Annotated in this window: 10 protein-coding genes and 2 tRNA genes; 10 read left to right on the top strand and 2 right to left on the bottom strand. The window is 42.5% G+C overall.

Annotation, left to right across the window (positions count from 1 at the left end):
* Nucleotides 1–247: 247 nt before the first annotated feature.
* The gene (locus ACTQ9T_RS10120) at nt 248–961 is read right to left on the bottom strand and encodes an FFLEELY motif protein (protein ID WP_201593032.1); all 714 of its coding nucleotides are present in this window, start codon (nt 959–961) and stop codon (nt 248–250) included.
* 248 nt (nt 962–1,209) lie between these two features.
* On the opposite strand from ACTQ9T_RS10120, the gene ACTQ9T_RS10115 reads away from it, so the two are divergent.
* Both ACTQ9T_RS10115 and ACTQ9T_RS10110 read left to right on the top strand, forming a co-directional pair.
* A complete protein-coding gene (locus ACTQ9T_RS10115; protein WP_440464972.1) occupies nt 1,210–2,901 on the top strand; it encodes an ATPase in 1,692 nt (563 codons plus the stop codon).
* A gap of 601 nt (nt 2,902–3,502) precedes the next feature.
* Complete coding sequence (locus ACTQ9T_RS10110; RefSeq protein WP_189584287.1) at nt 3,503–5,110, top strand: inorganic phosphate transporter; 1,608 nt, start codon at nt 3,503–3,505, stop codon at nt 5,108–5,110.
* A 98-nt stretch (nt 5,111–5,208) separates the two neighbouring features.
* Here ACTQ9T_RS10110 and ACTQ9T_RS10105 read toward each other — a convergent pair whose 3' ends face one another.
* Nucleotides 5,209–6,843, bottom strand: a complete 1,635-nt coding sequence (locus ACTQ9T_RS10105; RefSeq protein WP_440464971.1) for an aminotransferase class I/II-fold pyridoxal phosphate-dependent enzyme — start codon at nt 6,841–6,843, stop codon at nt 5,209–5,211.
* Nucleotides 6,844–7,280: 437 nt separating this feature from the next.
* Between ACTQ9T_RS10105 and msrB the strand changes: the two genes are divergently transcribed.
* The 8 genes from msrB (at nt 7,281) to ACTQ9T_RS10065 (ending at nt 14,800) form a co-directional block, all read left to right on the top strand.
* Nucleotides 7,281–7,706 carry a peptide-methionine (R)-S-oxide reductase MsrB gene (gene msrB / locus ACTQ9T_RS10100; protein WP_010199314.1) on the top strand — a complete coding sequence of 142 codons (426 nt, stop codon included), beginning with the start codon at nt 7,281–7,283 and terminating at the stop codon, nt 7,704–7,706.
* A gap of 146 nt (nt 7,707–7,852) precedes the next feature.
* The gene (locus ACTQ9T_RS10095) at nt 7,853–8,338 is read left to right on the top strand and encodes a glutathione peroxidase (RefSeq protein ID WP_240215813.1); all 486 of its coding nucleotides are present in this window, start codon (nt 7,853–7,855) and stop codon (nt 8,336–8,338) included.
* A 213-nt stretch (nt 8,339–8,551) separates the two neighbouring features.
* Nucleotides 8,552–8,627, top strand: a tRNA-Val gene (locus tag ACTQ9T_RS10090).
* Between the two features lie 53 nt (nt 8,628–8,680).
* Nucleotides 8,681–8,757: transfer RNA gene (locus tag ACTQ9T_RS10085), tRNA-Asp, on the top strand.
* Nucleotides 8,758–9,925: 1,168 nt separating this feature from the next.
* Nucleotides 9,926–10,540 (top strand): YceI family protein, encoded by a 615-nt coding sequence (locus ACTQ9T_RS10080; RefSeq protein ID WP_440464970.1) that lies wholly within the window; start codon nt 9,926–9,928, stop codon nt 10,538–10,540.
* A 102-nt stretch (nt 10,541–10,642) separates the two neighbouring features.
* Nucleotides 10,643–12,040 carry a cytochrome c gene (locus ACTQ9T_RS10075; protein WP_440464969.1) on the top strand — a complete coding sequence of 466 codons (1,398 nt, stop codon included), beginning with the start codon at nt 10,643–10,645 and terminating at the stop codon, nt 12,038–12,040.
* 364 nt (nt 12,041–12,404) lie between these two features.
* Nucleotides 12,405–14,021, top strand: coding sequence for a flavin monoamine oxidase family protein (locus ACTQ9T_RS10070; RefSeq protein WP_440464968.1), 1,617 nt, complete (start codon nt 12,405–12,407; stop codon nt 14,019–14,021).
* 77 nt (nt 14,022–14,098) lie between these two features.
* On the top strand, nt 14,099–14,800 hold the full coding sequence (locus tag ACTQ9T_RS10065) for a c-type cytochrome (protein ID WP_440464967.1): 702 nt from the start codon (nt 14,099–14,101) through the stop codon (nt 14,798–14,800).
* Nucleotides 14,801–14,911: the final 111 nt, after the last annotated feature.

Genomic DNA, 14,911 nt, shown 5'->3' with positions numbered 1-14,911 from the left:
CTTTTACTTGTGCAGTGATATTTTGACTGTGAGTGATACTGTCTCTGACCAATTTATCTTGTAAATGACCATTAGTCGTGGTGTTGAGCGCTGGCTTTTGGTCAGAGTGAGCAGTGTTATTATTGGTAATATCGGTCATTGCATTATCCTATTGTTCACTTTTATGATTATTTATTTGAGATATTTTTTGAGTATATATTGTGTTCGTTAACGAGTTTTGGCCAGTTAACGCAGTCTCTCATCAATCCTATGATACATCAAATGACAAGGGCTTACTGCCATTATCCGTGTCATGAACTTCGTCAATAATCTCAAGCTCACGTTCACAAAACGGCTCGATAAAATTGCTCACACTTTTGAGGGGTTTCATGGCCTTAAAACCAGTATCGATGAAGTCGTACAGTGGTTGAAAGTTATAGCGATAGGCGGTGCCTTTTGCTAGGGCAAACGCTTTTTTGAGCATAAATGAGTTCAGATGTTTGTCAGTGCGGTAGCAAACGTCTTTAAGAGTACCAATCTGGACACGGCGTTCATCCTCTTCATCGACAGTACGATAGGCGGCTAGCATATTGTCTTCGGTGACTGGTAAGTCTTGAGCAAGTAGCCATTGGGCCAAATGCAAGTCTAGTTCAATCGCTAAAATGGCTGCTTGGATGCCCATGCTGCCAGCTTCTAAAGCGGACTCTTTAGCAAGACGCTCAAGCTTTTTTGCTTTTGGCAAAATGCGTTCTAACTGTTCGGCCAATAACTTGAACTCATCGCCACCATATAACTGTGTCAGAAAATAGTCTGCCATCAGCTGGTTTTTTGGCTGTTCAAACAGCTCACTATGCGTACGTTGGAGTCGCGCTTGTTGCCATGCTTGCACTTCGTTGAGTTTGATATTCAATTCGGCGTCTTGATGATGTGGCAGCGCCCAAAAATTTGTTAAGTGCTGTTGTAAGTCGGTTAAAGCAGACATGGCGTAAAATCCTATATAAAAATAAAGATCATGATTAAGTTGAGAATAAAATGGTCAAAGTTATGCCGTTTTTGGTGCTTATTATAATTTTAAGACTCTTTTAAAACATGCTCTCAAGATTGTGTTCACCTTAAAAGAAAATAAAGCAGAATACAAATGTCAAACTGTTACACAGCAGCGTTATTTACTGAATTGGTCGAATGCTATGATTAAGCTGACACGCTTTCAATCATAGGACGATACCAGTTATGAGCAAAAATAATAATACGACTGAACTTACAGCACCACAAGCGGTCAGTGCGCAATTTAGTGAGCAAGTGATCGAGGAGCGCTTAACGCCCAATCCACTGAGTCAGTTTTCGATGGATAAAGATGACCTTAGATTGGCACTGGTTACTGCCCAATATGCTCTGCGCGCGACACGGCAACAAACGCCGCCACCTGCCAATCAGCCAACTGGGCTGTTGGTACTGGTTAATGGTATGGAGCAGGCGGGCAAGGGGACTGCTGTCAAACAGTTGCGCCAGTGGGTAGATCCTCGGCTGCTTAAGGTGGAGGCAACTATTGGTTATTGTCCCTTAGCGTATCAGCCGATGTGGCAAGCACACGCTAAAGCGCTGCCACGTCATGGTGATGTCATGGTTTATTTTGGCAACTGGTATGCTGATTTGCTTTACAACGTCATGCGTATGGCAGCAGACAACAAAAACGATGATAAGTCGTCAAAAAATAGTCAATCAGAAGACAAAAAATCCGATAATGACAAAGCGCTACCGATTGCGAAATGGCAAGCGTATCTACAGCAGCAACTTATTAAACTGCAAGCATTTGAGCAAGACCTCGTTGCCAATCAAACCAGACTACTAAAATGCTGGTTTCATGTTGATATTGAAACGTTGCAAGAGCGATTAAATGACGATGAAGCCGATCCGCAGTTTTTGTATCAAATTGATTGGAATAATGCAGAGATTGTCGCGCAGTTTAACAAAGTAGCCGTGACATTGTTACGGCAACAGGATGACTGGATCATCATCGATGGTGAGGATAAATCACAAGCTGCCGATCATTTTTGCCATGAAGTATTGCATGCGATGCAAACTGCACTTGTAAGTAGTCGAACAGACAATAAGGAAACAACAAAAAGTCAGTCCGAGTCCAAGGCGCAAAAACTTGAGTCAAAAGTTGATCAGGAAATGTTTGAACCTGTAAAAATACCCAAGTTATTAACCGATATTGATGGCTCAGACGTCAGTAAATCTGACTATCAAGAGGCATTGACAGAAAAACAAGCTCGTCTTGCCGAATTACTACGTGCGCGCAAAGGTCGTCATATTGTTTTTGCCTTTGAAGGAATGGACGCTGCTGGCAAAGGCGGGGCTATCAAAAGACTGGTGGCAGCGCTCGATCCGCGTGAATACCAAATTTATAATATTGGTGCGCCGATGCTATACGAGTCGCAGCATCCTTATCTCTGGCGTTTTTGGACAAGGCTGCCTGACGAGCAAACAAATCGTATTAGCCGTATTGCCATCTTTGATCGTACTTGGTATGGGCGCGTGTTGGTTGAGCGTATTGAGCAGTTTGCGACTGATGCTGCATGGCAACGTGCTTATGATGAAATCAACCGCTTCGAGGCGGATTTGAGCGCAGCAGGGACGTTGGTTATTAAATATTGGCTGGCGATTGATAAGAAAGAACAGCTTAAGCGCTTTGAAGCGCGAGAAGAAACACCTCACAAGCAGTTTAAGCTCACTGATGACGATTGGCGTAACCGTGATAAGTGGTCAGATTACGTACAATCCGCCGCTGATATGCTGGCACGTACTGATACTGAATACGCACCATGGTGTGTCATAGCCACCAACGAGAAACGTCAGGCGCGTTTGGATGTTTTAGATCATGCTATTAAACAGTTGTCAGTAGCATCTAAAAGCCAGTAGCTCTTTATTAAAATCGAAGGTTAATGGCGGTCTATATTGTTAGCCGTCTTTTCCAAGTGAAGTTTAGTGAAACACACTCGATCTAATCTGTCACTGATAAAGAGTGACATTGAAAGTACACAGTCACAGTTACAAATCTTGCAATATCATTATGCATTATGTGATTATATTTAATATAATAGGGGCACAATTGTCTCTGTTATATCATATATTGCCTTAATAAGTGTGTATTGTATGATTTGTACAGATATTTAAAAGATATTGTTGCCGTATCAGATATCGGTAAAAACAGTAACATCGCCACAAATATAAGCCGCAAGATGCTGTAATCAGATGATTTAGCAATACCACTTGCGGCTTTGTGACATGTGGAGTGATGGGTTTTTGATAATATATTAATAATTTGAATCAAACGTTAAACAGCAACAATCGATTCTAAGATACGGCAGCAAAACAAACGTAAAGAGTTCATTGTTTAGAGAGCACGTTGCGCCTTTATATAATGCTATTTTAGTGCGGGATATTAAAACCTGCCTGTATAGCTGCGCAATATTACTAATCGCATATAATTCCAATCAGCTTACGCAGGACGCATCAACGTATGGGTATTAGCAACAGTTCTACAGAGTCAGCTAAATCAGTTGGCTCCATGAGAATAAATCTATTTTTTGCCATTTTATTGGTTGCGATGACCAGCTACTTTTTGTGGTGGGGTCTAGATTACACGATGCGTCAGCAAACGACGCTATTTATTGTGGCGACCGCTTTTGGTGTCTTTATGGCATTCAATATCGGTGGTAACGATGTCGCCAACTCCTTTGGTACTTCAGTAGGTGCAGGGACGTTGACTATCCCGCAAGCATTGGGTATCGCAGCGATATTTGAAGTGTCAGGCGCTGTGCTGGCAGGTGGTGAAGTAACCGATACTATCCGAAGCGGCATTGTCGATCTAGATGGCCTCGCAGTCGAACCCAACCAGTTTATTTATGTCATGCTTTCAGCGCTCATTGCTGCCGCCTTTTGGCTGTTATTTGCCACCAAAAAAGGCTTACCTGTTTCGACCACACATGCGATTATTGGCGGCGTGGTTGGTAGCTCCATCGTATTAGGTATCACGTTAGGTGGTACCGAGATGGCATTATCAACCGTGAATTGGGGCAAGATTGGTACTATCGCCATCTCTTGGGTCCTATCACCGCTACTAGGCGGTGTTTTGTCTTATTTATTATATGGGCAAATTAAGAAAAATATCATCGAGTATAATGATAAAACAGAGGCGCATATTGGCGAGTTAAAAGCTGATAAAAAAACCTTAAAACAAAACCACAAAGAATTTTTGGACGGTCTAACAGAATCAGAACAGCTGGCTTATACCTCAGCGATGTTACGTGACCAAGAAATCTACAAAGATGATGATTGCGTCGTTGAAGATTTAGAGACCGATTATTACAAACAGCTTTATGAGATTGAAAACGAGCGAAGTAACCTCGATACCCTAAAGGCATTGAAGCAATGGGTACCTATGATTGCGGCTATGGGCGGTGCAGTCATGGCCTCTCTGGTTGTCTTTAAAGGTCTAAAGAACGTCAATAATGGTATGACGACGCTGCAGGGCTTTTTGATCATGGGGATGATCTCAGCGCTAGTATGGCTTGCGACCTATATTTATACCAAGAGTATCCGTGGTAAGCACAAAGAAGATCTGACCAAAGCCACATTCATTATGTTCAGCTGGATGCAGGTCTTTACTGCCTCTGCATTTGCCTTTAGTCATGGTTCAAACGATATTGCCAATGCAGTTGGTCCTTTTGCGGCGATTATGGATGTCATCCGTACCAACAGCATCTCTACCGAAGCGGCTGTACCCCCTGCTGTAATGCTAACCTTTGGTGTTGCTCTTATCGTTGGTCTTTGGTTTATTGGTAAAGAAGTGATTCAGACCGTCGGTACCAATCTAGCGAAGATGCATCCAGCTTCTGGATTCTCAGCTGAATTGGCTGCTGCTGCCGTTGTGATGGGCGCATCGACGATGGGTCTGCCAGTCTCCAGTACACATACCTTGGTCGGTGCGGTACTTGGCATTGGTATCGTCAATAGAGATACTAACTGGAAGCTTATGAAACCAATTGGTCTGGCATGGGTGATTACCCTTCCGGCTGCAGCTTCAATGTCTGCTATTAGTTATCTCATATTGATAAATATCTTTTAAGAGTAATGCTATAGAGCCCATTAATAAGGCTTGGATTAGAACCAAAAAATGCTTATCAGCGTGATGCTGATAAGCATTTTTTTATGTTGGATGCAGATTTACTCAGTGCCAAACTGCTGGCGTTTTTTGGCAAAAAAGCGGTCCAAGCGATCCATCGCATTTTCTAAATCAAGCAAGTTTGGCAAGAACACCAAGCGAAAATGATCTGGTTTGTCCCAGTTGAATCCTGTCCCTTGCACCATCAATACGTTTTCTTCGACAAGTAAGTCCATCATAAAATCCATATCATCTTCGATAGGGTAAACTTCAGGATCCATCTTTGGAAAACAATAAAACGCGCCTTGGGGCATAGTACAAGAAATACCTTTAATCGCATTAAGACGTGAAACGGCCATGTCGCGCTGCTTATATAGACGACCAGTCTTAGAGGTTAAGTCCTTCATACTTTGGTGACCGCCCATGGCTGTCTGAATCGCATACTGTCCTTGAACGTTAGAGCAAAGGCGCATGGATGCGAGCATATCTAAGCCTTCGATAAAGTCCGCTGCATGTTGCTTGCGACCGGATACCATCATCCAACCTGAACGAAACCCTGCAATACGATGCGACTTCGATAAGCCATTGTATGAAAGAACCAGAACGTCGTCAGTTAAAGTGCTCATTGGGGTATGCACATTATCATCATAGAGAATGCGATCGTAAATCTCATCGGCCATGATGATTAGGTCATGCTCCTTAGCGACTTCAATGATCTGCTTTAGTAGTTCATCACTATAAAGGGAACCTGTCGGATTATTGGGGTTAATAACCACAATGCCTTTGGTTTTGCTGGTGATTTTAGATTTGATGTCCTCGATATCAGGGTGCCAGTTGTCTTCTTCATTGCAGCGATAGTGTACAGCAGTGCCGCCAGCGAGGTTGGCCGCAGCCGTCCATAATGGATAGTCTGGCATAGGAATGAGCACTTCATCGCCATCATTCATCAACGCCTGCATGGTCATGACAATCAGCTCAGAGACCCCATTGCCCAAATATACGTCACGGACATCAACTGCCGAGAGCAGACCTTTAGATTGGTAATACTGCAAAATAGCTTTGCGTGCCGAAAAAATCCCTTGCGAATCCGAATACCCCGTGGCTTCAGATAGATTCATCGCGACGTCGCGTAAAATCTCATGCGGCGCTTCTAGGCCGAACGGCGCTGGATTGCCCACATTTAACTTCAATATGCGTTTGCCTTCTGCTTCCATTTTATTGGCAGTCTGTAACAGGGGACCACGAATGTCATAGCAAACGTTTTGTAATTTATCGGATTTTTTTATCGGATTCATAGCATGACCATTTGTCAGATTGTTTGGTAAGTTTTTATTAGTATCAATGAAAGCGGTTGATGGCGTCTTGGTCTGATTTCTTTGTGTTTTCTGTGGTGTTATTGCGTCTTGCATTTTTTCATCTTGAGGTGGGCTATTACTGTTAGGCGATGTGTCATCAGAGTTTTCATCTTGAAGCTCACCACGTAACAGATACCCTTCGCTACATCCCAAAATACGTGCGAGGGTAGGGAGCTTGGATGAGACGATACCGTTGGTACCACGCTCCCAGTTCGAGATAGCACCGCGACTCACCTTGGCACCAGCAGCGGTCATCGCTTGTGCTAGCTGCTCAGCGGTGAATCCTTTCTTACGGCGTAATTGTACCAATCGTGCTGCTTGGGTGCTGTTGTCATCCGACATGGTTGTTTAGGCCTTTATTAACTGATAGTTTTTCAATAAGTAGATGAATTGAGGATTTTAATTAGACGCCAATGCAAGATATTATTGCATTGTTAATCTTAATGCAAGAGGTTTTCAAATCACTTACACTTATAAATGCAAGTTTTACTTGCATTATTCCCTTTGTGTATGACGCGCCCGACGATGACAGTCAACTAAATACATGTTTACCTATCAAAATTACATCTTTACTCACTCTAGTTTTAGAGTAATTTGATATATTTTAAGCTGGATAAAATTCTATTTAACGACATACTTATTCCAAAATACAGGCATTGCGACTCTAATATTCATCTTGAATAGTGAGTCGATAAGCAACAGATAGGGCACATCGTTTTCATAATAATATGGCGATAAAATAGTGACAGAGATAACAGATACTCTAATAAGGACAAATCATGCAAGACAATCAATTAAGTAAAGAAGAAATTAGCCAATTGACTGAAGCTGACTGGAAAGAGCGTTTGAGTGCTGACGAATATCATGTACTGCGTGAGAAAGGCACAGAGCGCCCATTTACTGGTGTTTATAATGACGCGACTGATGACGGTGTTTACCGTTGTAAAGGCTGCGGTGCCAGCTTATTTGATTCAACCAATAAGTTTGATGCAAGCTGCGGTTGGCCAAGTTTTGATCAAGGCATTGATAATAGCGCAATTGAAGAGCACGTCGATAATTCGCTAGGTATGACTCGTACAGAAGTAACTTGTAGCAACTGCGGCGCACATTTGGGTCATGTATTCCCTGATGGACCGAGTGAGACGACAGGTATGCGCTATTGCATCAACTCAGTATCTATCGATTTAGATAAGTCTGAGAAGTAAGTATTCAGATAATAGTAGTAATAGTAATGTGGAAAGGAAGTACAAAGTGCTTCCTTTTCAATAACATTTGCCGCTTATATGACTGATAAAGTAAAAGTGTCAAATGAATACCCAAAACAACAAAAACCTCAATTTAAGGATAAATAATGAGTACTATTTATGATTTTACGGCTGAGCGTATGGATGGTAGCCCGCAAGCGTTTTCTGATTATCAAGACAAGGTATTGTTAATCGTTAATACCGCGAGTAAATGTGGCTTTACGCCCCAGTTTGAAGGGCTGGAGGCGCTATATGAGCAATACAAAGATCAAGGATTGGTCGTCGTTGGCTTTCCTTGTAATCAATTCGGTAGCCAAGATCCAGGCAGTAATGACGAAATTGGCGCGTTTTGTCAAAAGAATTATGGCGTCAGCTTTCCGATGATGGCAAAGATTGATGTCAACGGAGCAGAGGCTCATCCCATTTATGCATGGCTCAAAGAGCAAAAAGGCGGATTGCTTACCGATGGTATTAAATGGAATTTTACCAAATTTTTAATCGATGGTAAGGGTCAAGTGATTGATCGTTATGCACCAACGACCAAGCCTGAGGCGATAAAAAGCGATATCGAACAAGCACTAGCTAATAAATAAGTATCAAGTCTGAAAATATTGAATATTTATAAAAATATAAAATCAATAAAAACATATGCTTGTCATAATAGTGAATAAAATATCTCAAAAAGTGGTAAATACTGTTTGACACGCACATGTAAATCTATATAATACACACCCACAGCAGCAGAGCTTAGTGACAAACTAAAGAGCTCGGTTGATGTTGAATAAATTGCATAGCAATTGTTCGATGGGTGATTAGCTCAGTTGGTAGAGCGTCTGCCTTACACGCAGAATGTCGGCGGTTCGAATCCGTCATCACCCACCACTTATTTAGCGAAGTGGGCCTCTTCATAAAGGTAAAATGCTAAAGAGACCTAAGCAGCGGTAGTTCAGTTGGTTAGAATGCCGGCCTGTCACGCCGGAGGTCGCGGGTTCGAGTCCCGTCCGCTGCGCCATATTTAAAACGAATTTAAACTTTCGAGTTTAAGCAAGTTTCGCCTCAAGTATTAGTTTACTTGAGGTTTTTTTGTGTCTAAATTTTAGCTCAAGCTCTTTAATAATATGGACTTGTCATTTTCTCATTTCAGTAGCAATAGCTAGCTCTTTATTAATGAACCAGATATGAATCTGCATGCAGGTATCGTCAGAGCACTTTTAAACCGCTACGGTGTTACCCGTCCTAGATGTACTCAGTATACTATCTGCGGTCGGTCGTCTTGTAGCGATTCTAACATTCCTTGACTATAGTTTTCGTTTCAAAATCACTGACTATTTGCTCGGTGACCAAACAATGACCTTTTCATCGATGGTATCCTCGCTTGGCAAAATCAGCTTCTCAATAGCATCTATCTCATTGTCTATTTGGACTGTATTGTCACTAAAGTGCGAGAAGATAAGCAAATCATCAACAGCGTTGCGCGTATCAAAACGAACAGCACTGGTATCTTCAGAGATTCAATACGTTGAGAGAGTACGACAGTAAAAACGCGCAACTACCTGTCCTAAATTTCTAATGTAATTATCCTTCCTAAACCAAGTTACCGTCTTGACGTTTTAGCATCTTAACGTTTTCTTAACGGTGCACTATTTATGATAATAGGGTCTGTTGAACATTCAAATATTAGGACTGCTGATCGCTAAAATCGCATCAAACCTTTTATCAAATCAGGCGTAAACTGACGATAATGTCGAGACCTTAGCTAGGTTTACAACAACGTTTGGAGTGATTTTAGCAGCAGCCCCAAGTATACAAGCAGGGGCAGGACTATTTTTTGCCAATACATGGCGAAATTGTCTACCCTAGAATGACTAGGCGTCAAAAATTTCACTGCGTATTGTCTAAAAAATAGCCACTGCCAGTGCCATATTTCAACGTTCAACAGACCCTAGATATATAGCGAAAATTTAGCCTAAGCAGATATTGCCACCTTCGCTAAAATAATACTCCTAAATCTTTGATAAATAGGGTATAAGTCATTAGGGCGTGTTATCACCTAACAGAGTTATCTATTTAGCAGTCTTAAAATGGCTAAATTTTTATTAAGTACAAGCATGGATTGCGTCCATCAATAAAAAAGTCAGTAGTATCAATAAGGCTTACAATGCTTACGAAGGAATGTGGCTATGGGCGCTTCAGACAGCGGTCAAAAAAAATCATATCTTTTTGCCTTTTTAGCACTGCCACTACTAATAATAAGTAACATAACGGGCAGTTATGCCGCTAGCTATGTCATCAATCCCGCCAGTACAAATGTAAGCTTCGCTATCGAACGCTTCAAAACCTCGACCACTACTGGCGGCTTTTATGATGTCAAAGGTAATTTGCAATATAATCCAAGCTCACAGACAGGTGATATCTCATTAGTTATTCCTATTAGCTCTTTGAATACTGGCAATAAGACATTTAATCATACTTTGACAGGTCCTAAGTTTTTTGATGTGCAGCGCTTTCCGTTGGCGCGTTTTGACTCTACCAAATGGTACTTTAATCAGAATAAATCGTTCCCTAAGATTCTAAAAGTGGATGGTGATTTAACCCTGCATGGCGAAACCCATCCTATAAGCTTGACAGCGACTAAGTTTGACTGTTATTTGCATCCCGCACTTAAAAAAGATATTTGCAATGGTAATTTTACGGCTACCGTTGACCGAACCAAATGGAATATCGATAAATATGCATGGTTTGGAGTCACTAAAAACCTCAACTTGGAGATTCAAATTGAGGCCATTAAACAGTAGCTATTACCGATAAATAGTTTTATTTTAGTAGTACCTATTAACTAATAGCAGACAGCTTTTGAAAAGTGATCAAGGATGATTGACTGGTATGATAAGGATATTATGAAGCCACTTTCTATGATGATATCAACACTCGCTCTCAGCGTGCTGAGCATAGCCTCTAACGTTGCCATTGCTGACGGCACAGGCATCGGCAATAGCAATCTGACACCATCCAGCTTACCTCCCAGCATAAGCCTGCCTAATGTTAGCCCAATCAATAACGATTTGGCCAATCGCGGGGCTTATATTGCACGTACAGCCGACTGTATGGCCTGTCATCGTGAGGACTATAGTGGTGGTGTTCCTATCGAAACGCCTATCGGTAATATCTATTCGACCAATATCACGCCTTCTACGCAGTATGGTATCGGTAATTATACGGAAGCTGACTTTACCAAAGCATTACGTAAAGGTCGCGCGCCAAACCATCAACTTTATCCGGCGATGCCGTATCCGTCCTATCATGGAATGACAGACGATGATATTAGCGCTTTATTTGCTTACTTCCAAACGGTTCCTGTCGTCGATAAACCACCTGAAAAAACAACGCAACTGCCTTTTCCTCTAAATATTCGTAGCTTAATGCTCGCGTGGAATGTCATCAATGTGCCGTCTACTAAAAACCGTACTGGTCTGACACCAACGCAGCAGCGCGGTGAATATCTGGTGAATAATTTAGAGCACTGTGGCACTTGTCATACGCCGCGCAACCTCACCCAAGGTCTCGATAAAGACCGTTACCTCTCTGGTGCGCCGCTTGGTAAATGGTTTGCGCCTAACATTACTCCGGATAACGACACTGGTATTGGACGTTGGAGTGAGCGTGATATTGTGACTTATTTGCGTACTGGAAAACTTGATAAACGAGCATATGCAGGCGGACCTATGGCAGAAGCAGTAGGACATAGTACGCGTTATCTCACCGATGAAGATTTGAGCGCGATGGCTAACTATCTAAAAGTCATTCCTGCGATCAAGACTGATGATTATCTGCTGCCAGTTAATGTTGCACGTCTACCAAATCCCATCAGCTCCTCTATTACTTATAATTTACTAGAGCAAAAGGACTATCTAGCACAGGTTAAAACGAATACTTCTAAGACTAGTAGCAGCGATTCGTCTATATCCTCAGCTGAAACCTCATCTAAAGCCCTGTATCTTGCTCATTGCGGGAGTTGCCATGGCGTTGATGGGTATGCCCAACCGGATGCCCGCTATGCTGCTATTGTCGGTCTTAGCAGTATTCGTCGCGCCAAACCTGATGCGTTGATTGGCGTTATCGCTTTTGGGGCAAAAGGTGCGTTCAATACTGCGCCGAAGATGCCAGGTTTTGAGAAAGACTTAAGCCTTGCACAAATCGCTAGTATTACTAACTACGTGCGAGTCAATTTCGGTGGTCTGCCAAGTAGCGAAGTCAGTGCGGCGGATGTCAAACGCGTCATCAAAGAAAAAAGTTAAATCTCACCTCCATAAATTTAAAGAATTGAATCTGAAAATTTGCTTGTTTGATTAGGGTCTGTTGAACATTCAAATATTAGGACTGCTGATCGCTAAAATCTTCCCAAACTAGGCGTAAACCGACGATAATGTCGAGACCTTAGCTAGGTTTACAACAACGTTTGGGGTGATTTTAGTATCAGCCCCAAGTATACAAGCAGGGGCAGGGCTATTTTTTGCCAATACATGGCGAAATTGTCTAACCTAGAATGACTAGGCGTCAAAAATTTCACTGCGTATTGTCTAAAAAATAGCCACTGCCAGTACCACATTTGAATGTTCAACAGACCCTACTATAAAAACGAAGTGTGCCAAGGATAATTAAATGAACGATTTACTGCATTCCCCTACACGGCGACAATTGCTTTCAATGATCGGTAAGACTGCTGGCGCGACTGCCATGTATCAGGCGATGACCACATTGGGGTTTGCATCCGAGTCGAGTTTTAAGCAAGAAATAGATCTCAAGGGTGCTCCTGCTGGCGCGAGCATCGTTATTTTGGGAGCAGGGTTGAGCGGGCTTACAGCAGCTTATGAGTTACGTAAAGCGGGCTATAAAATCACTGTGCTTGAATACCAAAATCGCGGTGGTGGGCGCAGTTGGACGCTAAATAGTGGCGATAAATATACTGAGCTTGGCGGTGAGGAGGTGACTTGCGACTTTGAAAAAGGCAATTATTTTAATGGTGGACCGTGGCGATTGCCCGTACATCACTATGCGGTATTTCATTATTGCAAAAAATTTAATGTCGCATTGCAGCCCTTTATCCAAACCAATGATCGTGCTTATCTACATCGTACTAACCATTTCAATGGTGCACCGCAGCGCTTAGGCGAAGTACAAAGCGATATCCGTGGCTACGTGTCAGAGTTATTATCTAAAGCAGTTAATAAAGGTAGCTTAGATGATACGGTCACCAAAGAAGATAAAGAAAAGTTACTAGAAGGTTTGAAAGGTTGGGGCGTTCTTGATAATAGCTATCGCTATGTCAAAAGCCATGAAACCAGCAAACATCGCGGCTATAGTGTCTATCCGGGTGGCGGTCTGATGCCTGACGACAAGCCATCGACACCAATCCCAATGAAAAAATTATTAGACTCAGGGATGTGGTCTGATCTCTATGCTAATTACACCGTTTACGTGCATCAACCAGCAATGTTTCAACCTGTCGGAGGTATGGGCAAAATAGGCGATGCCTTCACTCGCGAATGCCGCGATATGATCAAGTTTAATGCCAAAGTTACTAAAATCAATCAAGATGAGACAGGGGTAACCGTTGATTATATTGATAGCACCAATTCTGAAAGCAATAACCCAGAGGGTAGCGTCAAAAGCGTTCGTGCCGATTGGTGTATCTGCACTATTCCTCTGTCAGTATTGACCCAAATCGACATCAATGTCTCAGAACCAATGAAGCAAGCGATGGCAGCCGTTCCTTATGACAGCTCTTATAAAGTTGGTTTGGAGTTCAAACGGCGGTTTTGGGAGGAGGATGAATGGATCTATGGCGGCATCACTTATACGGATCTACCTATTACCCAGATCTCCTACCCTTCACAAGATTTATTTACCTCAGGTTCAGGCGTGTTATTAGGTGCTTATGGCTTTGGAGAAACCTCTTATAAGTTCAATTCCTTAACGCCAAAAGAGCGCATCAAGGCGGCATTAGAATACGGCAAGCGTATCCATCCGCAATATCCCAAAGAGTTTCGTTCAGGTACGTCAGTCGCTTGGCATCGTATCCCGTGGTCGCTTGGTTGTTATGGTATTTGGAGTGAATCGAGCCGTGAGCAATACTACGATACGCTTTGCAGCATTGATCATCGGATTGTACTAGCAGGCGAGCATTGCTCACACATTCCGGCTTGGCAAGAAGGGGCCATATTATCGGGGATGGACGCGGCCAAACGCTTACACCAAAAGGCCAAAAAACTTGGCTAGTAGGCCTATTTTGGCCAGCATAGTAACGATCGTATAGTAACAACTATATAGTAACGATTATAAAGGCGATCATAAACATGATAAAACCACGCTCTTTTAACGGTCTTAAACCGTTTATTTTATATAAGACAGTCATATTATTAACGTTGGTAGGCACATTTACCGTGTCAGGCTGTAGTCAATATAGTAACGATAATGCGGTCACTATTGCCAGTCAACAATCCAGCCCCATGATATTTGACGATCAAGCCAGCCGCAATAACGGGGCGTGGGGCGCGGTTTATATGTCCAAAGAAGCGCTGACCAGACCCTCCACGAATATCGTTGATGTCAATTTGATACTGAAAATAAGCGAAGATGCTGGCTTGCAGAAATGGCTCACCAAATTTGAAGGCAGCTCACAAGGCAAAAGCGGTTTTTTTTCTACTGATGGTAAAAAGCTTTATGAGGATTCTTGTGCAGGTTGCCATATGCAAAAAGGCGAGGGTGCACAAGGAGCAGGCTACCATATGCAAAAAGGCGAGGGTGCACAAGGAGCAGGCTACTACCCACCGCTAGCTAACAACACTAAGATGGAGTCAAAGTATTATATTATTAGCGTCGTCATGAATGGTCTACGTGGTATGCCTTCTTTTCATAGCATGATGACCGATCAGCAAATAGCTGCCGTCACTCAGTATGTGCATAGCGATTTGAACAACTATACGGACACGGTGACCACTGCTAATGTCACGCAGCTGCGCCATGACTTTCCACCCGGCGCTGATCCCAGTGAATAGCGCATGACTCATTTTCTAACATCCTAAATTTCTCATTGTCATTTAAAGTATTTTTTTAATTTAAGCAGCTTAACGCCTTCTTAACAAGGTACTTGTTACTTTAATGAATTG

The organism is Psychrobacter sp. ASPA161_6 (assembly GCF_051970285.1).
Classification (GTDB): Bacteria; Pseudomonadota; Gammaproteobacteria; order Pseudomonadales; family Moraxellaceae; genus Psychrobacter; species Psychrobacter glaciei.
This window is presented reverse-complemented; position numbering and strand designations above follow the sequence as displayed.